The sequence below is a fragment of the Microcystis protocystis FBCC-A270 genome (assembly GCF_050500235.1).
GTDB classification, from domain to species: domain Bacteria; phylum Cyanobacteriota; class Cyanobacteriia; order Cyanobacteriales; family Microcystaceae; genus Microcystis; species Microcystis ichthyoblabe_A.
The window spans coordinates 2,628,416-2,649,322 of sequence record NZ_CP191407.1; the positions used below are offsets into that span (position 1 = coordinate 2,628,416).

Annotated in this window: 18 protein-coding genes and 1 pseudogene; 12 read left to right on the forward strand and 7 right to left on the reverse strand. The window is 42.4% G+C overall.

Annotated features, from left to right (window positions below):
- The first annotated feature begins 60 nt into the window (after nucleotides 1–60).
- The 6 genes from ACQY1X_RS12635 (at nucleotide 61) to ACQY1X_RS12660 (ending at nucleotide 5,336) form a co-directional block, all read left to right on the forward strand.
- Complete coding sequence (locus ACQY1X_RS12635; RefSeq protein ID WP_004158278.1) at nucleotides 61–543, forward strand: Tic20 family protein; 483 nt, start codon at nucleotides 61–63, stop codon at nucleotides 541–543.
- Nucleotides 544–616: 73 nt separating this feature from the next.
- Nucleotides 617–1,990 (forward strand): gluconeogenesis factor YvcK family protein, encoded by a 1,374-nt coding sequence (locus ACQY1X_RS12640; RefSeq protein ID WP_002734499.1) that lies wholly within the window; start codon nucleotides 617–619, stop codon nucleotides 1,988–1,990.
- A gap of 173 nt (nucleotides 1,991–2,163) precedes the next feature.
- Nucleotides 2,164–2,472 (forward strand): photosystem II assembly protein Psb34, encoded by a 309-nt coding sequence (psb34, locus tag ACQY1X_RS12645; protein WP_002734380.1) that lies wholly within the window; start codon nucleotides 2,164–2,166, stop codon nucleotides 2,470–2,472.
- Between the two features lie 252 nt (nucleotides 2,473–2,724).
- Complete coding sequence (locus tag ACQY1X_RS12650) at nucleotides 2,725–2,943, forward strand: DUF3134 family protein (RefSeq protein WP_193977127.1); 219 nt, start codon at nucleotides 2,725–2,727, stop codon at nucleotides 2,941–2,943.
- A gap of 142 nt (nucleotides 2,944–3,085) precedes the next feature.
- On the forward strand, nucleotides 3,086–4,246 hold the full coding sequence (locus ACQY1X_RS12655) for a DUF1611 domain-containing protein (protein WP_430014757.1): 1,161 nt from the start codon (nucleotides 3,086–3,088) through the stop codon (nucleotides 4,244–4,246).
- A 4-nt stretch (nucleotides 4,247–4,250) separates the two neighbouring features.
- Nucleotides 4,251–5,336 carry an alanine/ornithine racemase family PLP-dependent enzyme gene (locus ACQY1X_RS12660; RefSeq protein WP_002732697.1) on the forward strand — a complete coding sequence of 362 codons (1,086 nt, stop codon included), beginning with the start codon at nucleotides 4,251–4,253 and terminating at the stop codon, nucleotides 5,334–5,336.
- Nucleotides 5,337–5,481: 145 nt separating this feature from the next.
- Here ACQY1X_RS12660 and ACQY1X_RS12665 read toward each other — a convergent pair whose 3' ends face one another.
- The 3 genes from ACQY1X_RS12665 to ACQY1X_RS12675 form a co-directional block, all read right to left on the reverse strand.
- Entirely contained in the window at nucleotides 5,482–6,219 is a 738-nt protein-coding gene (locus ACQY1X_RS12665; protein ID WP_069475200.1) for an ABC transporter ATP-binding protein, read from the reverse strand.
- Nucleotides 6,220–6,341: 122 nt separating this feature from the next.
- Nucleotides 6,342–6,566 (reverse strand): indolepyruvate ferredoxin oxidoreductase subunit alpha, encoded by a 225-nt coding sequence (locus ACQY1X_RS12670; protein WP_016516721.1) that lies wholly within the window; start codon nucleotides 6,564–6,566, stop codon nucleotides 6,342–6,344.
- 96 nt (nucleotides 6,567–6,662) lie between these two features.
- Entirely contained in the window at nucleotides 6,663–8,348 is a 1,686-nt protein-coding gene (locus ACQY1X_RS12675; protein WP_430012864.1) for a glycosyltransferase, read from the reverse strand.
- A gap of 196 nt (nucleotides 8,349–8,544) precedes the next feature.
- On the opposite strand from ACQY1X_RS12675, the gene tyrS reads away from it, so the two are divergent.
- Entirely contained in the window at nucleotides 8,545–9,762 is a 1,218-nt protein-coding gene (tyrS, locus tag ACQY1X_RS12680) for a tyrosine--tRNA ligase (protein WP_430014758.1), read from the forward strand.
- Nucleotides 9,763–9,778: 16 nt separating this feature from the next.
- On the opposite strand, the gene ACQY1X_RS12685 is transcribed toward tyrS, so the two are convergent.
- Entirely contained in the window at nucleotides 9,779–10,015 is a 237-nt protein-coding gene (locus tag ACQY1X_RS12685) for a ferredoxin-thioredoxin reductase variable chain (RefSeq protein ID WP_002732972.1), read from the reverse strand.
- A 230-nt stretch (nucleotides 10,016–10,245) separates the two neighbouring features.
- Here ACQY1X_RS12685 and carB point away from each other — a divergent pair, with 230 nt between their 5' ends.
- Together carB and ACQY1X_RS12695 are read left to right on the forward strand one after the other, a co-directional pair.
- Nucleotides 10,246–13,491, forward strand: a complete 3,246-nt coding sequence (carB, locus tag ACQY1X_RS12690; RefSeq protein WP_430012866.1) for a carbamoyl-phosphate synthase large subunit — start codon at nucleotides 10,246–10,248, stop codon at nucleotides 13,489–13,491.
- 153 nt (nucleotides 13,492–13,644) lie between these two features.
- A complete protein-coding gene (locus ACQY1X_RS12695) occupies nucleotides 13,645–15,045 on the forward strand; it encodes a TldD/PmbA family protein (RefSeq protein ID WP_430014759.1) in 1,401 nt (466 codons plus the stop codon).
- 229 nt (nucleotides 15,046–15,274) lie between these two features.
- Here the strand turns inward: ACQY1X_RS12695 and tatA are convergent, their stop codons facing one another.
- A complete protein-coding gene (tatA, locus tag ACQY1X_RS12700) occupies nucleotides 15,275–15,451 on the reverse strand; it encodes a twin-arginine translocase TatA/TatE family subunit (protein ID WP_002733416.1) in 177 nt (58 codons plus the stop codon).
- Between the two features lie 91 nt (nucleotides 15,452–15,542).
- On the reverse strand, nucleotides 15,543–16,973 hold the full coding sequence (lpdA, locus tag ACQY1X_RS12705; protein WP_430012868.1) for a dihydrolipoyl dehydrogenase: 1,431 nt from the start codon (nucleotides 16,971–16,973) through the stop codon (nucleotides 15,543–15,545).
- A 513-nt stretch (nucleotides 16,974–17,486) separates the two neighbouring features.
- On the opposite strand from lpdA, the gene ACQY1X_RS12710 reads away from it, so the two are divergent.
- From ACQY1X_RS12710 to tnpA, 3 genes and pseudogenes are all read left to right on the forward strand, one after another.
- Entirely contained in the window at nucleotides 17,487–18,437 is a 951-nt protein-coding gene (locus ACQY1X_RS12710; protein WP_430012869.1) for a hypothetical protein, read from the forward strand.
- 69 nt (nucleotides 18,438–18,506) lie between these two features.
- A complete protein-coding gene (locus ACQY1X_RS12715) occupies nucleotides 18,507–18,947 on the forward strand; it encodes a hypothetical protein (RefSeq protein ID WP_430012870.1) in 441 nt (146 codons plus the stop codon).
- 469 nt (nucleotides 18,948–19,416) lie between these two features.
- Nucleotides 19,417–19,860 (forward strand): annotated as a pseudogene (tnpA, locus tag ACQY1X_RS12720) (IS200/IS605 family transposase).
- Nucleotides 19,861–20,057: 197 nt separating this feature from the next.
- On the opposite strand, the gene ACQY1X_RS12725 reads toward tnpA, so the two are convergent.
- Nucleotides 20,058–20,798, reverse strand: a complete 741-nt coding sequence (locus tag ACQY1X_RS12725; RefSeq protein WP_430012871.1) for a DUF3782 domain-containing protein — start codon at nucleotides 20,796–20,798, stop codon at nucleotides 20,058–20,060.
- Between the last annotated feature and the right edge of the window lie 109 nt (nucleotides 20,799–20,907).

The following is a 20,907-nucleotide window of genomic DNA, read 5'->3' on the forward strand; positions in this document are numbered from 1 at the left end:
CTGGTGGGCTGCCGGGTTATCTTGGAGAGAGTTAGCAGTAGTCTCAGGAGACAATAGATTATGACTTGGCGCGGCTCAACCGATACAAAAGATCGCATTTTTGCAGCTTTAGTATATCTTTTACCCTTATATTCGGCTTTTGCCCTCGGTGACTCTATCTTTCAGCAAATTCCTTTTTTAGGAGCGGCCTTAGTAATAGTTTTAACTCCCTTAGCTTTTCTCTATAGTTCTCTGGGAAGCTTTGGCAGTTTAATTATCTTTTTCGTCCTCTTTTTCGCCGTGGTACGCAATCCCCGCATCAGTCATTTTATCCGGTTTAACACCATGCAGGCGATTTTAATCGATATTTTGGTGTCTTTATTGCGATTGGTCTTAGATTTCGTCGCTAGGGGTGGGGCGAATTTAGTGGTAGAAACTCTTTTTAACGTCGTCTTTTTGGGAGCATTTGCCGCCTGTGTTTACAGCATTATACAGTCGGTTATCGGCAAATACGCCGATATTCCCACAATTTCTGAGGCAGCCTATTCCCAAGTGGGAGGTTAGGTCAGCTTGAGTTTGTCCCCTTTTTCGGCTACAGTCTCTCCAGAATCAATGCGTTCGCTGCCAGGCCACATCTATGAGTCCATTTAAACAGACGCTACGGGAACTCAACGCTCAGAAGGGGAAAATAGCCGCTTCTGTGGGCAGAAAAACGCCTAAACGGGTTAATCGTTGGTTTAAATGGCTTTCTCCCGGTCTTTTTGTCAAACGCTGGCTTTTAATCAGTTTAGCCGGCGTTTTTCTCACCTCCTTCGGTTTGGCTATTTGGGTAAAATTAACCCCAGTTAATCGCTTTTTAGAGTTTGTTTCCCAAGCATTAGAAACGACCGCACGTTTAGTCCCCAATTCTGTTTCCGGGCCGCTGGCGGTTTTGCTGGGTGTCTTTTTGTTATTCTGGGGTCAGAGTCGCACCGTCGAAACGATTACAGAAGCACTACAACCAGACGCATCGGAGGAATTAGTCGATCGCCTACGGGCCCATCGTCGTCTCCATCGCGGCCCAAAAATTGTGGCGATCGGTGGCGGTACGGGTTTATCGACGCTTTTACGCGGTTTAAAACAGTATAGTTCCAATATCACCGCTATTGTCACCGTAGCTGATGATGGCGGTTCTTCGGGCCGATTACGTCGGGAAATGGGCATTTTACCCCCGGGGGATATTCGCAATTGTATCGCCGCTTTAGCCGATGAGGAAAAGTTATTAACGGAATTGTTTCAATATCGCTTTCATACCGGGGATGGTTTATCGGGCCACAGTTTTGGTAATTTATTTATCAGCGCTATGACCGAGATTACCGGCGATCTGGAACAGGCGATCGATGCTAGTGCCAAAGTTTTGGCCATTCGCGGTAAAGTGCTACCTGCTACCCTTACCGATGTTAGTCTTTGGGCTAAGTTAGCCGATGGGCGCATTATTGAGGGAGAATCAAAGATAACCGAAGCTATGGGGCAAATTCGTCAGATTGGCTGTCATCCTGCCGATCCAGTCGCTTTACCGGCTGCTTTAGCGGCAATTAAGGAAGCAGATTATATTATCATCGGGCCGGGTAGTCTTTATACCAGTATTATCCCTAATTTGTTGGTTCCCGCAATTCGTCAGGCCCTGGCACAGGTGACAGTCCCCCGCGTCTATGTTTGTAATATTATGACCCAGCCGGGGGAAACGGATAATTATTCGGTGGCAGATCATTTGCGAGCGATCGAAGGAGTCTGCGAAGAACGCGTCTTTGACGCGGTTTTGGCCCAAAGAACTGCACCATCGCCCCAATCTCTACAATTATACGCCCAAGAGCATAGTCATCCTGTCTTTTTAGATCGCGAGGAGGTGGGAAAAATGGGTTATCGCATTGTTTTAGCGAATGTAATGGCAGAAGATGAAGTTACTGCCAAAGTTCGTCACGATCCCCAACGTTTAGCCCGAGTTTTATGGCGCTGGTATGCTAAAAAGTGAATAGCGAGTTGACTAAATGTTTTTATCTAGCTTTGTCAAGTTATAAAATCATATTTTTTGCTTTAATTTGCCGACATTAGCCAAATTTGCTGATTAAAGCCCTAGGAAAAAATTAGCCTAAAAACCATTTCGCCTTATTCTGTGTTATACTCAGATTTTGAAGAGAGATGATTATGCACTACTCTACTAAATCTAATCAAGAGACAGGTGCGACAGTCTATTCCCCAAGCGATGGAAGTGAATTAATTCCTGCTGAGGTTAAACTAGATATAAACGGGCAAAACTATCAATCACTTAATATACCTCTCCCAGAGGGCTATACAGTAGATGATGAAGGAATCATCAATAACTATGGTAGCGAACCCAAGATTTATCTATCAAAATCCCCATCTTTAGAACAGCAAAAATGGTATATTTTGCAAGGAGTAGGGGCGGTTTTGTTGGTTGCTTTGGTGTTATTAATCACCTTTTCCGTTAGCTAGATAAAAACCGTAGGATTGACATTTAAGTTGAGCGAGACAGGAAAACTTTAATTTACACCATAGAGTCTGCATCCCAAGTATCGGGAGCATATATTGGAACCGACTCTATCTATCTGTCCAAATAGTAAATCTGACAGCTGAACTTTTTTACTTTGTTAAACTTGACAATTTTTTTCAGTTTTTTGTGGGTTGCTTCGTGATCAACAATAGAACCACCAATAGAGATAACTTCTCAAAGGAAATTCAACAGGTATGAAATTTAATCCTTCTCTTAGTCAAGAACCTCGCTATCAGGCAATTCCTGTTATGCAGATAACTTCCAAAGAAACCCTTCTCTATTGGTTAGAACGGACAGGAAGATTAAAATTACGTCAATCTGATGCTCATCCCGATTCGCAAATTTTAGAAGAATTAGACGATATTATCGATCCAGATAATTATGCTATAGAAGAAGAAGAAGAAGAAGAATAAATAGTCTTAAGTAGGTGGGTGGAATTAAATATAAGATGAACGTAGGTTGGGTTGAAGCATGAAAACCAACGCCCGCTCATGTTACGCTACCGCTAAACCATCCTACAAATAATTGTGCCTCCCTACTTACTGGGAGTTAGGAGTGAAATTTCAATTATCTAATATTCAGGAGATTAAGAAAGTGGGATCAACGAAAAAAACGGCTTTAATTTACTGTGAAAATCAGTTTGGACGTGTGGATGGAAAAACGGCAGCTGGCTTGATCCGACAATCAGAAATATATACAATTGTTGGTGTGCTGGATAGTTCCTTAGCGGGAAAAGATGCGGGAGAAGCATTAGGAGACAAAAAAAATCATATTCCCATTTTTGCCAATTTACAAACAGCCTTAGAAAAACTTAGAGATGTTCCCAATTGTTATATCTACGGCAAAGCACCCTTAGAAGCGTTTATTCCCCCCCTAGAAAGGCTGCTAATTTTAGAAGCAATGGCAGCAGGAATGGATATTATTAATGGTTTGCATCAATTCTTCTCCGAGGATTTAGAATTTAGGGAGCAAGCTAGTCAGTATGGTGTACAAATTACAGACATTCGTAAACCACCAGAATTAGCTGATCTTCATGTATTTACCGGGCAAATTTCCCAAGTAAATATCCCCGTTATTGCCTTTTTAGGAACCGATTGTGCTTGCGGAAAAATGACCACTGCGGTGGCAGTTAATCAAACTCTCCAAGGCTTGGGTATTAAGTCTGTCTTAGTCGCTACTGGACAAACTAGCTTGATGCAGGGAGCAAGATATGGGGTTTCGATCGATGCTTTGGTTTCTCAATTTGTCATCGGTGAAATTGAAAATGCTGTGGTTCAAGCTTTTGAGCAAGAAAAACCCGATATTATTTTAGTGGAAGGACAAAGTTCTCTGAGTCATCCTGCTTTTATGAGTTCCCTGGGAATTTTGAAAGGAAGTAGGCCCGATGGGATTATTTTACAACATCCACCAGCCCGAAAATTTCGCTGTGATTTTCCTCATTTAGCCATGCCAAAATTACAGGAAGAAATTTCACTAATTGAGGCAATTTCTCCCACTAAAGTTATCGCTATTGCGATTAATCACGAAAATCTCACCGCAGCAGCCACTGAGCGTATTATTGCCAAATATGAGCGAGATTTTCAGTTACCGACTACTGATGTTTTGTTACACGGATGTGAGAAATTAGTCCAAGCTTTATGCGATCGCTTTCCGAAATTAAACCGGAAAATCAAAGGGGAAATTTTAGCTGCAATTCCGGCAATTGGGAGCAAATAGGCTGATGAAAGACCTTTTGCCCAGAATCGAGATTTCTCTCCCGAAAATACGCCATAATGCTCGTTTACTCTGCCAATTATACGGCAGCAAGGGACTTTCTGTGATGGGAGTTTCCAAAGCGATTTTGGGTGATCCCTCGATCGCCTTGGCGATGATTCAAGGTGGAGTCAACTTTATCGCTGACTCTCGAATCGAAAATATTCTCAAAATGAAACAAGCAGGAATAGTGACAACTTTTGTTCTGTTGCGTACTGCCTTGAGTCAAGCAGAATCAGTGGTTAACATTGCAGATATCAGCTTAAATACCGAATTAGCAACAATTCAGGAACTTTCCTATTATGCTCAAGAAAAGCAAAAAATACACCGCATTATTATCATGACGGAGTTAGGGGATTTACGCGAAGGTGTACTGCCGAAAGATCTCGTCAAGTTCATCAAAAAAACCCTCGCTTTTCCCTTTATCAAAATTGTTGGACTGGGTTGTAATTTGGCTTGTTATGGAGGGATTAAACCTGATAGCCATAATATGAGCAAATTATCTGTGTTAACAGATACAATTGAGCAGGAATTTTTAATAAAATTACCGATTATTTCAGGAGGCAATTCTGCTAACTATCAATGGTATCAAAAAAGTAGCGAAGTTGGTCGGATTAATAATCTGCGTTTAGGAGAATCAATTTTATTAGGTTGTGAAACAGTTAATCGACAAGTGATACCTGGCTTATATACCGATGCTTTTCGGTTAATTGCTGAAGTAATCGAATCCAAAGATAAACCATCTCTACCCTCTGGAGAAATTGGTCGAGATGCTTTTGGTAATGTTCCCAGCTTTATCGACCAAGGCATTCACCGTCGAGTTATTATTGCATTAGGAAGACAGGATATTCTTATCTCTGGATTACAAACAAGTCAGGAGATAAAAATATTAGGTTCTAGTAGCGATCATCTAGTTCTTGATAGTCATAACAAGAGGTTAAAAGTAGGAAGCGAAGTCAGTTTTAATCTTGATTACGGAGGACTTTTAACAGCCATGACTTCTCCTTTTATTACTAAAAGTTATGCTCTCAATGCAGTAGCACAATTGTCTTGATCGATGAATAAATATCCACAGATATATTTAGGGTCTGCTGGCTTATCCACCTTGACATCAGGGCCGTAGAGATTTGTACTCAATTACTATCCTATCGCTAAATTCTGGGAAGAAATCAAAATCCCCCTAAATCCTTAACAAATTCCTAATCATCTCGTTTGGCACCATGATAAGCCGCCCCGAGGTATAATTCCCCTACTTTCGGGTTATTGAGTAAATCTTGACCCGATCCCTGAAAACGATCTTGACCACTTTCTAAAACATAACCTCGATCGGACATCATTAGGGCTTTTTTGGCATTCTGTTCCACTAAAATAATTGCAGTTCCCGTCTGATTAATCGCTTTTATCTGTTCAAAAACACTGGTTACTAAGATAGGAGATAAAGCTGCCGAAGGTTCATCGAGAATTAATAAATCCGGTTGCAACATCAGCGCTCTTCCCATGGCTAACATCTGTCTTTCTCCTCCGGATAAAGTGCCAGCTTTCTGACGACGGCGCTCGTCCAAACGCGGAAACATGGCATAAATGCGCTCTTTTAGGGGTTTAATCGCTTTTTTACTGGTAAAAGCCCCCATTTCTAGATTTTCCTCGATGCTCAGGGATGGAAAAACATTAGCAATTTGGGGAACATAACCCATACCGAGGGGAACGATTTGATTAGATTTCCAACCAGTGATATTTTTTCCCTTAAAAGTGATAGTTCCAGCACTGGGTTTTAATAAACCAAAAATTGCCTTAGCGAGGGTGGATTTTCCCGCACCATTGGGACCGATAACCGTGACTAATTCCCCCGGTGCAATGCGAAAGTTAACCCCTTGCAATATGTATAAATCCTGCACATAACCAGCATAAACTTGTTCAACTTCTAAAAGATAATCCATGGTAAGGTAAAAAGGAGATAGGAGAGAGTAATATGAATTATGAATGGGGAAGTGGGAAGCATTTTCAGTAAACAGTAAACTGAAAACTTACATCTGATAACTGATAACTGATAACTGATAAATTAGGGAGTTTTTTGTAAATCGGGACGTTCTTCTGGCAGAATTGCACCTTCGACGGGACATACTTGTAAACAGATACCACAGTCGATACAAGTGGCAAAATCAATCCAATACCAATCGGTTCCTTTAACATTTTTACCAGGTCCCGGATGGATACAAGCAACAGGACAAGCGGAAACGCAATCGGCAACCCCTTCACAAATTCCAGTGACGATCGAATGTGGCACAGTGTTTTCTCCTCTAATTCTTAACATTACTTTACCACTTTTAGGCGCTGCCGTGCCGGGATTGGAATCATTGTTAGGAAACTTTCTCTTAATTCCCTAAAATATTGGGAGTTTTTTCTTGATCTTAGCAAGAAGTAAAATAGAAGTTTTCGCTAGGGTTTTTACTATTCCCTTACGGGAGGACAAGTAGTTAATTTCTTCCTGTAATTTATGATTATTTGTTTGAAGATTATTATGGTTATTTTCTAATTCTCTTAGTGATATTTCCATCTCTTGCATAGTATCATAATCTTGCTGTTGTTTCAGATACATTGTCTGTTGTGCTTCCTGTAATTTTCTTAACTCTAACCAGACTTGATTCTGACTTGATTCGTTCCGTTCACTGAGCGCATACCAGAGAAAATTACTGATTTCTTCCGCCAGTTTTTGATTAACTTCAAAAAACTCGATAATATCAATTTTTTCGGGGGTAATTTTCGGATATAACCTTCTTAAATTTTGGGCGATATCAGAGGAAAAAGCGATGATTCTAGAAGCGGATAAAATGGCATAGTGTTTTTCTAAATCTACTGGTAAATTGCCGTTTTCTTCTGGGAAATCAGAAGCAAGCAAAAGTAGAGAAGGAGTGGTTAAGGGACTGGTATAAAAAGTGGAAATAAATAAATTAGCCTGTAGGCGATCGCAAATAGTTTGGATTTTTCTGGCATCCTTTCCCGTACAATTATAATCGTAGGATTCTGCGGGCCAATATTTAAATTTTTCCCATCGTGGTGCGGTGTTATTTCTATCTAAAATAACAATGTGTTGACTAAATTCTAATTGACTCCAATGCTCTAGAATTGAAGACCAAACCCTGGCTAATTTTCCTTGATCAATTTGAAAAATTACGCCATCAATAACAATAATTGGAGTTTTATTCTGGGAGATAGCTTGAATTGTTTGTAATTTTTCTCGCTCATCCTTATTTAAAATTATGCCTAAATCTTCCATCTTAACTAGATTGGGGTTAATTTCTAGCTCCTTAATTTCTGGGTGAGGAATTTCGTAGATTTTACACACTTGATAATGTTCCTCTAATGCTTGACCATTACTGCCATGTTCTAAACCTTGGAGATTTAAATAATATAACCCTAAAATCTCGGGAATCAAAGCCATTTTTTCCCCTTGACTGCCGATTCTTAACCAAAATTCGTAATCACCAGCACAGTGAAAACTTTCCTGAAAATAACCATACTTATCGTGCAGCATTTTTCGCCACATTGGTTGAGAACCCACACAACAACCTTGACGCATCTGTTGATAGGAGTAATTTGGCCAATTCCAATGTTTTAAAGCTGGGGTGGTGGCAAAAGTATCATTTTTGAGGGTGGTAATTAATTGATCGGCATAAACTAAACTAATCTCTCTATTGTTATCTAGATAATTAGCCATAATTTCCAGAGCATTAAAACAGCGACGATCATCAGTGTTCCCATTGGTGATATAGGAACCCCTAGCTAGTTTAATAGCGCGATTCCAAGCGCAGTAGAGGGTTTCTCGTTCTTGAGTTCTCTGGTAAATAATATTAGGATAATTTTCTTGAAACTCTTGGATAATCTCCGCTTCATTCTCTGGAGAAGCACTATCGATAATAATAATTTCTACTTCTCCCTTTTCATAAAGATTTTGAGTAACTAAATCCTCTAGACAACCCTGGATAAACTCTGCTGATTTATAGGTAGAAACAATTACAGAAACTTTGATCCTCTGCACTGGTATAGAGTTATTCCAACTAGGATTCATTGGCTTATCTGATCGCAATTCAAGACAGAAAATTTTTTGATAATTTTGAAAAAGAAGATTTTAAGACTCTATATTCGATCGGGAGAATTGTCAAGGTGTTATCGACTTTTACTGAAGATACCAGTTTATTTACCTTTTGCTTGTTACTTGACATAATAAAAAACTATAATGGGAAGGCTGTGGAAAATGAGCAACAATGACCGTATCTTCCTCCCTAGACTGGTTAACCCGTGGAACCAGTGATTTATTCCCCCATCAACCCGACTCCCCAGATCCTAGAGAAAATTTAACCCAACTACTGCAAACTACCGATCGCCCTTTAAGAATTAAACTAGGTATTGACCCCACCGGCAGCGATATTCACCTAGGTCATAGTATTCCTTTTCGGAAACTGCGTGCTTTCCAGGATGCCGGTCATGTAGCAGTGGTGATTATTGGTGATTTTACCGCTAGAATCGGCGATCCGACGGGAAAATCGGAAGTTAGAAAACAATTGACGAGCGAAGAAGTGAGAGCTAATGCCGAGAATTATCTGGCACAATTACGCCCAATCTTAGATTTTAACACCCCTAATCGCCTAGAAATTCGCTATAACTCGGAATGGTTGGGGAAATTAGACCTCTCGCAAATTCTCGAACTTCTCTCCACCATGACTGTGGGGCAAATGTTGGCAAAAGAAGGCTTTTCCGAACGCTACGACAAGGAAAACCCGATTTTTCTCCATGAATTTCTCTATCCCTTAATGCAGGGTTATGATTCCGTAGCTGTTGAGGCCGATGTCGAATTGGGAGGAACCGATCAAAAATTTAATATTGCCGTCGGTCGCGATTTACAGAAATATTTCGGCAAAAAACCGCAATTCGGGTTACTTTTACCGATTTTAATCGGAACCGATGGCAGTCAAAAAATGTCCAAATCCCTGAATAATTATGTGGGATTGCGGGAATCGGCCCTGTCCATGTACTCGAAACTGGAAAAAACCCCCGACGCTTTGTTAAAAGATTATTACGAACTATTGACAAATTTGCCTTTAGATGCTATCCCAAGCAATCCGCGGGAGGCACAAAAACAACTGGCGATCGAGGTAGTTGCCCAGTTTCACGGGACAGAGGAGGCATTAAAGGCACAAAAAACGGCGCAGGAGATAGTTCTACAGGGAAATACGGCAGCTGCGGCCTCTGTCCCCGAATTTTCCCTAGCAGCGGTCACTTTTCCCCTAAAACTATTCTATCTTCTCTCGGCCACCGGCTTATGTAAAAGTAGCGGCGAAGGGAGAAGACAGATTCAGGGGGGTGCAGTCAGAATCGATAGCGAGAAAATCACCGATGTGGACAAAAGTTTTGAGACAGCCGAAGCTTTAGCCGGAAAAGTCCTACAGGTGGGCAAAAATAAATTTATTCGCTTTGTAGCTTAAATAAGCGAAAAAGTCCCTATTCGGCGGCTTTTTCCACGATTTCTAACTCAAAATCTCGAAAATGGGCTTTAAACTTTTTACTGAACTCGACGAGGACAGGTAGATTGGCGCTAACCGGTCTGCCACGCCATTCGGTGACAAAAGCTTTCACCCCTCCCTCTAATCCTTTCACGTCAAAAGGATCCGATTTGTGTTCAGGATGATGATAAACTACCACGGACTCAATTACACGAACTCGATCGCCAACTTTCATAAACTCTCTAGCAAAGACAAAGGCCTATTGTATCTTTGAAAACAATCTTATCATTGTACGCGATATCAGTGATCAGTAAACAGTGATCAATTATCAGGGAAATGGGGAGAAAAAAGCTGCCTGCTGCCTGCTCAAGCAAACAAGGTCATTAAACCTAAATAAAGCTTTGCGGGATCGAGGGTGACAACATATACAATGATTGGGGTTTATCGTCAAGCAACCCTAAGCCTATGCCACGCCGTGATGACTTAAAGAAAATCCTAATCTTGGGCGCTGGCCCGATTGTCATCGGACAAGCCTGTGAATTCGACTATTCGGGAACTCAAGCCTGTAAAGCTCTGCGAGAAGAAGGTTATGAGGTAATTTTAGTCAATTCTAACCCCGCCTCGATCATGACCGATCCAGAAATGGCCGATCGCACCTACATTGAACCAATTCTGCCGGAAATTGTCGAGAAAATTATCGCTAAAGAACGTCCTGATGCGATTCTACCGACTATGGGTGGTCAAACTGCCCTCAATACTGCGGTAGCTTTGGCCAAAAGCGGCGTTTTAGAAAAATATAACGTGGAACTGATCGGGGCAAAACTTCCCGCTATTGAAAAAGCCGAAGATAGGGAACTATTCAAAAAAGCGATGGAGAAAATCGGTGTTCCCGTTTGTCCTTCGGGGATTGCCAACAATTTAGAGGAGGCAAAAGCGATCGGTTATCAGATCGGTTCCTATCCTCTCATTATCCGGCCGGCCTTCACTTTAGGGGGAACGGGGGGCGGTATTGCCTATAACCAAGAAGAATTTGAACCGATGGCCCAGTATGGTCTAGATTGTTCGCCTACATCGCAAATTCTCGTCGAAAAATCCCTAATTGGCTGGAAAGAATACGAATTAGAGGTTATGCGCGATCTAGCCGATAACGTGGTGATCATCTGTTCGATCGAAAACTTTGACCCGATGGGGGTTCATACCGGCGACTCGATTACGGTTGCGCCCGCCCAAACCCTAACCGATAAAGAATACCAACGCCTCCGGGACTATTCTAAGGCAATTATTCGGGAAATTGGCGTAGAAACCGGCGGATCGAACATCCAATTCTCCGTTAATCCCACTAACGGCGACGTAATCGTGATCGAGATGAATCCCCGGGTATCCCGTTCTTCGGCCCTGGCATCAAAAGCCACGGGATTCCCGATCGCTAAATTTGCCGCTAAACTAGCAGTAGGCTACACTTTAGACGAAATTCCCAACGATATCACCAAAAAAACCCCGGCTTCCTTTGAACCGACTATCGATTACGTCGTCACCAAAATTCCTCGCTTTGCCTTCGAGAAATTCCCCGGCTCCCAACCGATTCTAACCACCCAGATGAAATCCGTCGGGGAAGCTATGGCTATCGGTCGAACTTTCCAAGAATCCTTTCAAAAAGCCCTGCGCTCCCTAGAAACGGGACGTTTTGGCTTTGGTTGCGATAAAGTCGAAACTCTCCCCCCCCTCTCGGAAGTGCGGGCCAGTTTGCGGACACCTAACCCCGAACGGGTTTATAGTATCTATCATGCTTTTAAATTGGGCATGAATGGGGAGGAAATCCACGAACTAACCGGGATTGATCCCTGGTTCCTCGATAAATTGGCTGATTTGATGGAAACCGAGAAGTTTCTCAAACGAACTCCCCTGAAAAGTCTCAGCCAAGAGAACCTATTCGCTATTAAACAACAGGGTTTTAGCGATCGCCAAATCGCCTTCGCCACCAACAGCAGCGAGGACGAAGTAAGAAGTTATCGCAAGGGTTTGGGTATTGTTCCCGTCTATAAAATGGTGGATACCTGCGCGGCGGAATTTGAGGCCCTGACACCCTACTATTATTCCACCTACGAACAGGTAGAATCGGAAGTTTTACCCTCCGATAAACGCAAAGTGATGATCCTCGGTGGTGGTCCCAATCGCATCGGTCAGGGGATAGAATTTGACTACTGTTGTTGTCATGCCGCTTTTTCCCTCAGTCAAGCCGGTTTTGAGACGATTATGGTCAACTCTAACCCGGAAACTGTCTCCACCGATTACGATACCAGCGATCGCCTTTACTTTGAACCCCTGACTAAAGAAGATGTCTTAAATATCATCGAAGCGGAACAACCAGAGGGTTTAATTATTCAATTCGGTGGGCAAACTCCCTTAAAACTGGCGGTTCCCCTGCAAAAATATTTAGAATCGCCTAATTGTCCCGTAAATACCAAAATTTGGGGAACTTCACCCGATTCGATCGATGCCGCCGAAGATCGGGAACGTTTTGAACAAATCCTCCGACAATTAGATATCCGACAACCCCTCAACGGTATTGCCCGCAATTTCCAAGAATCCCAAGCAGTGGCTCAACGCATCGGTTATCCTGTAGTAGTACGTCCGTCCTACGTTTTAGGCGGTCGGGCAATGGAAATCGTCTATTCCGATAGCGAATTGGAACGCTATATGAAGTATGCGGTACAGATAGAACCGGATCACCCGATTTTAATCGATAAATTCCTCGAAAATGCCATCGAAGTGGATGTGGATGCCCTCTCAGATGCCACGGGAACAGTCGTTATCGGGGGATTAATGGAACATATCGAACAAGCGGGCGTACATTCGGGCGATTCTGCCTGTTCTATCCCCCATACGTCCCTGAGCGCCTCGGTTTTAACCACAATTCGACAATGGACGGTGGAACTAGCGAAAGCGTTAAAAGTAATCGGTTTGATGAATATCCAGTATGCGGTACAGGGAGAGACAGTTTATATCTTAGAAGCGAATCCCCGCGCTAGTCGTACTGTTCCCTACGTTTCCAAAGCAACGGGAGTTCCTTTAGCAAAAGTTGCCTCCCTCGTCATGTCGGGCAAAACCCTGACGGAATTGGGTATCATCAGCGAAGCAATTCCCCGTCATATTGCCGTGAAAGAAGCGGTTTTACCCTTCCAGAAGTTCCCCGGTGCTGATACTCTCCTGGGACCAGAAATGCGTTCTACAGGCGAAGTAATGGGGATTGACAGCGATTTTGGCAAAGCTTTCGCTAAAGCAGAAATGGCCGCCGGCGTGATCTTAGCCACCAGTGGGACCGTTTTTGTCTCGATGAATGATCGCGATAAAACCCCCATGGTCCCCGTAGTTAAGGATCTGCAATCCCTCGGTTTTCGCGTCGTCGCCACTTCCGGAACTCGTAAAGTTTTGTTAGAAAACGGTTGCGAAAATATCGATTTAGTGCTAAAGATTCACGAAGGCCGTCCCGACGTTGTCGATTGGATCAAAAATGACTGGATTCAGTTTATTGTCAATACTCCCAGTGGTGAAGAATCCCAAAACGATGGCCGAAAAATTCGCCGTACTGCCCTCGATTATAAGTTACCAATTATCACCACTATCGCCGGGGCAAAAGCGACGGTAGCGGCCTTAAAATCCCTGCAATCTCAACCTTTAGAGGTGAAAGCTTTACAGGATTATCTCGCCTAATTTCAGTTATCAGTAATCAGTTATCAGTTATCAGTTATCAGTGAGCAGTTATCAGTGAGCAGTTATCAGTTCACTCTTTACTGTTTACTGTTTACTGATCACAGCAAAAAATCTCCCATCACCCCACACCCCACACCCCACTTCCTAATTCCCATGACCGATACTCTAAACGATTATAAAAACCTAATTAGTGAACTGATTAACCGTTATAAAAACCGCGTCGATTTCCTGACAATTCGTCTGGAAGAAGCGCGGGGGACGAATATTCTACTACGTTCCGAACGAGTGGAAACCCTGAGCGAAGGTATTGCTATCGGTGGTCAGGTACGCGCTTGTTATAAAGGAGGTTGGGGATTTGCCAGCTTTAATCAATTATCCAGTTTACAGGAACGATTAGAAGATGCGATCGCTGCTGCCCGTTTAATTGGGGAAGAAGAAACCCTGATTGCTCCGGTAGAACCTGTAATTATCTCCTGTGAATTGCCTTTAACGGGAACGGATCCCCGTTTAGTGCCATTAGCCGATAAAAAAGCCCTCTGCGATCGCTATAATAACCTATTGCGTCAGCACCATGCCAGTATTGCCACCACTTCCGTCCGTTACAGCGATAGTAGTCAACATATTCTTTTAGGCACTTCTGACGGGACTTTAATCGAACAAAAATGGTCAGACTTAGAAATGCGTTTTTCGGCCACCGCTAGGGATGGGGACAGCGTACAAACGGGCCGGGAAACCACAGGATCCCGAAAAGCTTTCGAGGATCTGGTCAATTTAGAAGAACAGGTGCAAGGGTCGGCTAAACGGGCCGTACAAGCCCTAGTTTTGCCCCCTGTCAAGGGCGATACCTACACCATCGTCATCGATCCCATTTTAACCGGTCTGTTCGTCCATGAGGCTTTTGGACACCTTTCCGAGGCAGATATGTTATACGAAAATCCTGACCTTTTGGAGGTGATGAGTATGGGCAAACGTTTTGGACCAGATAACCTGCAAATCTTTGACGGAGCAGGTCCGGAAGGTCATCGGGGCAGTTATTTTTATGACGATGAGGGAACCCCTGCGACGACGACTCAGTTAATTAAAGATGGGGTTTTGGTGGGAAGACTGCATTCGCGGGAAACGGCGGGCAAATTAGGCGAAAAACCGACCGGTAACGCCCGTTGTCTCAATTATCATTATCCGCCCATTGTCCGCATGACCAACACTTGGATTGAACGGGGAACCACTCCCGTTCCAGAGTTATTTTCGGGGATAAAAACGGGAGTTTATGCCCAAAATTGGCAGGGAGGCATGACTAACGGCGAAATGTTCACTTTTAGCGCCGGGGAAGCTTGGATGATTCGCGATGGAGAAATTGCTGAACCGGTTAAAGATGTGACTCTCTCCGGTAATGTCTTTAAAACCCTAGCCAATATTGAGGCAATTGCTGATGATTTCCACTGGGATGAGTCGGGAGGCTGCGGAAAAGGGGGTCAAAGTGGTTTACCCGTCGGCTGCGGTGGCCCCAGTCTCCGTATCCGCGATGTGGTGGTGGGGGGAGAAGCAGATATTTAGTGAACAGTGATCAGTAAACAGTAATCAGCTTCTGAGGGCAAGAGGCTCCAAGAAAGAATCTGGCAATTCTCCTACCTAAAAAGAAGGTTAGAAACTAAGTACATTAAAACCTTTAGCTTAACAAATTAGGGGGGGGCATCTCAATTTTTGGGCGCACGCGGTGCGCCCCTACCATTGGCGCAATAATATTATTGTAGGGGCGAATTGCATTCGCCCTGAGAGCCGAAATCTATCTCATTTTCTCGTCACTGTCTTCAATTTCTTGCTCATCTTGATTGATTTCTTCCTTAAATCCCCGTAAAGTTTTCCCCAAAGCTGCCCCAAATTCGGGTATTTTTTTCGGTCCAAATATCAGGAGAACAACGACAGCAATAATTACTATTTCTGGCCAACCTAATCCAAACATAATCTTTAAAGTAAAAAGTAAAAAAAGAGAAAGGAGTCAGAATTCAGGAGTCGGAAACTTAACGGTGATAACTGATAACTGATAACTGACTCTATGCTGCTACTTCTGCTCGTTTATAAGCTTCGTCGAGGACTTCTGAGAGAGTTGGATGGGTGTGGATGCGGAAAGCGAGTTCATGGACAGATTTACGTTCAGCGATCGCATTGGCCGCTTCTTGAATTAAATCCGATGCGTGGATACCGATAATATGAACACCGAGTAATTCCCCCGTATCCTGACGATAAACGACTTTAGCGATGCCTTCCGTTTCTCCTTCCGCTAAAGCTTTGGAATTTCCCTTAAAATAGGTCTTGACAGAAGCAACCTTATACCCTTCTTGCTGTGCCAAAACTTCTGCTTGCGGTTCCGTTAAACCCACATAACTAATTTCGGGGTGGGTAAAAGCGGCGGCGGGAATACTGCGATAATCGATGGTTTTTGGGCGATTACAGATATTTTCAATGGCTATTACCCCTTGACCCGAAGCAGCGTGAGCTAACATCATTTTACCCGTAGCATCGCCCACAGCCCAGAGATGGGGAATCGGTTCACCGTCCTGAATTACCTGCATTTTGTCATTAACCGCAATAAAACCGCGTTTATCCAGTTCTACCCCGACAAATTCCAGTCCGAGATTCTTTGTCGCTGGGATTCTCCCTGTAGCGACTAAACAAGCATCTACTTCTAAAATTTCGATCGCTTCTTTGCTTTTTGCGTCCACCAGTTCAATGGCCACAGGATTCCCCGGTTTAATACTTTTTGCCAAAACTCCCACATAAGTCTCGATGTCTCTAGGTTTAATCAGAACTCTTTCCGCGATTTTCGAGATTTCTGGGTCAAATCCAGGCATGAGACTATCTAAAGCTTCGATCATCGTCACTTCACAACCCAAAGCGGTGTATATATCCGAAAATTCTAGACCGATATAACCACTACCGATAATTGCAATCCACTTGGGTAAAGTTTCTAATCTAACGGCCTCATCGCTGGTAAAAACCGTTTTATGATCGATCTCGATCCCCGGTGGGACAAAGGGAACCGACCCCGGACAGAGCATAATATCCTTAGCGGTGTAGATTTTTTCGCCACTATCACCGATGACGCTAACTTTTTGCGGGCCGGCGATTTTTCCCCAACCGTGGATAGTATCAACCTTGAGACGTTTAAGACTATTAGTGAGATCGCCTCTAATTTTACTGACAAGGTTGTTAGCATGATCGGCAATGGTCGGACGGTCAAAATTAACGCCACCGATGGCAATACCTAGACTTTTCAGATGGTCCCTATCGGCCAATTCGCGCACTCGTCCCGAGGCTGCCAGTAAAGCTTTAGAGGGAATACAACCTCGATTAACACAGGTTCCTCCCATATCTTTGGCTTCGATAATAGCCGTTTTTAGCCCACATTTGACCGCGTGTAGGGCTGCTCCGTGGCCACCAACTCCAGCACCGATAATAATTAAATCGTAGTCGAATTCACTCATAGTCTCTCTGACTCTCAAAGTTAGCATTATCTCATTTTACGATCCACTGCGATCAAGCTGTGCTATCCCGGTCAAAAACTGGAGCCAGTTTTTAGCTATTAGGTTCTCGTGCATTGAAACTGGGTATTGGCAATTTTAGGACAAAACGTCGGGTGCATCCGGCTCTTCTCGATTTTGTGTGATAATTTTTGCTTATAGAATAGAATCGTGAAATGTCTACTGGGAAAGACTTTTAGGACTATTTTGCTGAAGAAACTATCAGTGCAGACCCCGTTTCCACATAGAAACCAGAAGAGTCCCGATGAGAATCTCCCTTAATCCTCAACTGCTTCTTAAGACATTTTTAATGATTGTCAAGGTGAAGAAAGCCAAAAGTTAATCTAAAATTGGGTTCAAAGGGATGACACTCAGGGAGCTAGAACGAACCAATCAATTAATTCTCTTGCTGGATAAGGATTTAGTCGATTTGTGTAACCCGATCAAATGATAGCAAGTAACAGGAAACTCTAAATCATGCAAAATAATAACATGGAGCAACCCCCATTATCTTCAGATTCTGAAGATAAGAAGGAAAAATATTTTCTATCTTTGAAAATGCTATCTTATCTGTTTGGTTCTCTGGGAACTTTCTCTTTAGGACTACTTCTTTTCTATTATTATTGGCCTCCTCTAGTTGTTTCCTTACCTTTTGGTGCGGCTGTCACATCATTTCTTTTTGGAGTTATGGAAACAGATACTGTACAAAATAAGCTCGATGGTGTTTTTACTTCACCCAGAGTAAAAATAGTAGCTCAGTTAACTGGAGCAGTTGCTGTTTTTACTCTATTCTCAGGATTCGCTTACTTTGCCTTATATAAAGAGTTACAGCGAAGAGACACTGAGCTGAGTATTGACAAAGGGACAAATGATCCTACTTACATTTATTTAGTTCCTAAAAGCTCAGTAAATGAAAATGGAGGTAATACTAGGATATTCGCGGGCAAAATTAATCTTAGTAACGAGTTTGAAATCATTAAAGGAAATGACAAAAATGATGAAGGCAATGTACTTCACCCTATTCTTGTTAAAATTAGAAATGAATGTGCCTATCAAAATGGCTTATGTTCTATTTCCGACAGTATATTTCCAGTGCATATTAACAACACAAAAAATCTCAAATTAACGAATCTTAATACTGTGAACGAGGTAAATATTTGTCCAGGCCATGATTATTTAGAGAAACGAACTCTTCTGATTTCATCTGACTTAAACTTAATAAAATCATTCAAAAAAGATCAAAGTAAAAAGTTTCCAGATAATAGCTATAGGGTTCGCATTAATGAACGATCCAGTCCGGCAATTTGTCCAGACAGTAACTTGACACCCCCTAGTCCTATATTGTTATTTGGCAATAGAGGAATGAACAAAATTCCTATTAGTCGGTTTAGTACATACTACGCTATAGACACAGGAGAAGAAAATTAAAAAAACTTGCTTGAGTCCAAAAATATTCCAGTTTTTAATTCTGCTTTTTTTCCTTTTTGAGGTATGTTAATGAAAAGAGTGTTTCGTTCGTTTTTAACGGTGTCATATTTGGCTTTTCACATTACAGCTGTTTCTTCTCAGTCTTTACCTAAATGGGGGTTAGTATATGGTTCAGATGCTGAGTTTGAGGATGCTCGACGTGAAATTCTCAGGTTTAATGACTCTGATCAGTCAAAAATACCTCCATCCTTTAGACCGTACAAGTCAAAAGCAGCTTTATTTCTTCGTCGAGGAAGTTTTAGAAGTGTTTTGCTATTTTATACGGAACAAGATGCACAAAAAGCCCTACCTACAATAGAAAACACTCTTACAGAGATAGATAAGAGGTCTATGAACGCTCCACCCACATGGCGGAGAGGTTCTTTTGTTGTAAATCTAAATGCCTGGTGTCCAAAATGGAACTCTCAATCCACAAAAAAAGACGGGATAATTCAATATTCTTGTAAATAAAGTATCAAATTGAAAATTTTATCTAAATCGTCAAAACGATTGCCGGCTCTGAATTACAGGCTAATTTGTTTGCCCAGCAGATGCACAATTAGCCCTAAAAATCTGATAGCTCTAATACCAAATTATTGAGATAAACTCTCATTAAGCCAGCGATCGCTGACTAGGGTGTGACACTTAATAATTCTTAGTAATCGCTAAAAGTCTTACTATACAAGAGCTAGAGCAACTGTTGATTTCAACGACTAGGGTGCGGAATGTGGGCTAGAAGAATAGTCATCTTAGGCAGTTCCGACGGTTTTAACTTGAAATAGTCAATACCTCGAGTTAACAACTCAATCAATACTTGGTCATCAGATAGGTTGGCGGGAATACAATGAGCGAAAAACGGAAACCCAAGACTATCCGTCGCTAGATGACGTTTAATCTCTTCTGGTCTAATTCCCCGCCGCTCGCGGCGTATAATAGAAAAATGAGTGAATACATCCATAAGAGCCATAATGTAAGTGTTTTACTATGTCATTTAGTGTTCCCAGCCAAATATCCTAAAGCCGTTTTCGACGAACAGGTAGATAGCTTGTTGAAAGAAGTCTGTCTAGAGATGGAAAAACGATAGGAGATCAAGTTTGTAGAAATTGGAGTGGATAAAGATCCTGTGCATTTTCTGGTGCAATCAGTACCGACCTATGGTGTGACAAGGATAGTGACAATGATTAAAAGTATAAAGGCGAGAGAAATTTTCAAAAAGTGTCCTCAAGTGAAAAAGCAGTTGTGGGGAGGAGAGTTTTGGAGTGATGGATATTACGCAAGTACGGTAGGAAAGCATGGGGATGAAGGTATGATAGCGAGATATGTAAAAGAACAAGATAAAAAATACCTGCAGCTACACCAAAATCTGCAATTGAGTCTATTTTGATTCTGATACCCCGTCCGCTTGCGGCGGGGTAGTTCATTTTTGCCGTTTTTGCATCCTCAAAAATTAGTTAGGTAAGAGGTTACTGAAGCAAGATATGAATACTAATTCTGCATCGTATCCATAGGTTAGTCTAGTCCTAAGTTGGAAAAATTAAACCTGCTGCCAATACTTTGCCAGATGAAAGACCCATCTTTCTCCTACCATAATTTAGGCTCGAAACCAGAATCATTAATAATTTCTACCGTGTCTCCCGATGGTTTAATCACAAATAAACCCTGTTTATAGGCATAACGATCTACTCCTTCGTCTATTTCTATTCCTGCCACTGCACCATAAGCCTGATAGTTCTTATAATGGGGAAATGCTTGTTTAAATCGACTTAATTTTTCTAAAAAATCGTTGACATCATCTTTCGATAAACGAGACTTACATTCTACTAAAACTACCTCGGTTTCATCGACGGCTAAAATGTCAATCTCCATGGCTATTCCTTGCCGTTTTACCCTGGCACGACTGTAGGTTTCTTTAACATCGATACCTTTGCTACGAAATAGGCCAATAACAGCAGGTTCGACTAATTCCTCGACAAATCTTCCCCAGCGAGTGGTTAAACTATCCACAGCACGACTGGTATTAGTCACTGTTTTCTCTAGCTCGGCCAAACGGCGATCTGCTTCGGCCTTAGCTTCAGCGGCCCGGCGATCGTATTCAGCGGCCCGGCGATCGGCTTCGGCCTTGGCTTCAGCAGCCCGGCGATCGTATTCAGCGGCCCGGCGATCGGCTTCGGCAGCCCGGCGATCGGCTTCGGCAGCCCGGCGATCGGCTTCGTCCTTGGCTTCGGCAGCCCGGCGATCGTATTCTTGGCGTGATTGTTCAAACTTTTCGTTAGTTTTCTCAAAAAGTTTATAGATATCTTCGATGGTAATCGGTTGAGACATGGTTATTTGTTTTAATCTTTCTTATTTTACTATAATTGTACTAGCAAAGTACAAGTCATTTTAGGGACGGGTGTTAATTGATCAAGTCAATAGTTATACTAAATCCGTT

Excerpts from the sequence above, each read along its gene's own strand:
- tatA (WP_002733416.1), bottom strand. The coding sequence starts at position 15,451 with ATGTTTGGATTAGGTTGGCCAGAAATAGTAATTATTGCTGTCGTTGTT.
- ACQY1X_RS12650 (WP_193977127.1), top strand. The coding sequence starts at position 2,725 with ATGAAATTTAATCCTTCTCTTAGTCAAGAACCTCGCTATCAGGCAATT.
- psb34 (WP_002734380.1), top strand. The coding sequence starts at position 2,164 with ATGCACTACTCTACTAAATCTAATCAAGAGACAGGTGCGACAGTCTAT.
- carB (WP_430012866.1), top strand. The coding sequence starts at position 10,246 with ATGCCACGCCGTGATGACTTAAAGAAAATCCTAATCTTGGGCGCTGGC.
- ACQY1X_RS12635 (WP_004158278.1), top strand. The coding sequence starts at position 61 with ATGACTTGGCGCGGCTCAACCGATACAAAAGATCGCATTTTTGCAGCT.
- ACQY1X_RS12685 (WP_002732972.1), bottom strand. The coding sequence starts at position 10,015 with ATGAAAGTTGGCGATCGAGTTCGTGTAATTGAGTCCGTGGTAGTTTAT.
- ACQY1X_RS12725 (WP_430012871.1), bottom strand. The coding sequence starts at position 20,798 with ATGTCTCAACCGATTACCATCGAAGATATCTATAAACTTTTTGAGAAA.
- ACQY1X_RS12640 (WP_002734499.1), top strand. The coding sequence starts at position 617 with ATGAGTCCATTTAAACAGACGCTACGGGAACTCAACGCTCAGAAGGGG.
- ACQY1X_RS12660 (WP_002732697.1), top strand. The coding sequence starts at position 4,251 with ATGAAAGACCTTTTGCCCAGAATCGAGATTTCTCTCCCGAAAATACGC.
- lpdA (WP_430012868.1), bottom strand. The coding sequence starts at position 16,973 with ATGAGTGAATTCGACTACGATTTAATTATTATCGGTGCTGGAGTTGGT.
- ACQY1X_RS12665 (WP_069475200.1), bottom strand. The coding sequence starts at position 6,219 with ATGGATTATCTTTTAGAAGTTGAACAAGTTTATGCTGGTTATGTGCAG.
- ACQY1X_RS12710 (WP_430012869.1), top strand. The coding sequence starts at position 17,487 with ATGCAAAATAATAACATGGAGCAACCCCCATTATCTTCAGATTCTGAA.
- ACQY1X_RS12715 (WP_430012870.1), top strand. The coding sequence starts at position 18,507 with ATGAAAAGAGTGTTTCGTTCGTTTTTAACGGTGTCATATTTGGCTTTT.
- tyrS (WP_430014758.1), top strand. The coding sequence starts at position 8,545 with ATGACCGTATCTTCCTCCCTAGACTGGTTAACCCGTGGAACCAGTGAT.
- ACQY1X_RS12675 (WP_430012864.1), bottom strand. The coding sequence starts at position 8,348 with ATGAATCCTAGTTGGAATAACTCTATACCAGTGCAGAGGATCAAAGTT.
- ACQY1X_RS12695 (WP_430014759.1), top strand. The coding sequence starts at position 13,645 with ATGACCGATACTCTAAACGATTATAAAAACCTAATTAGTGAACTGATT.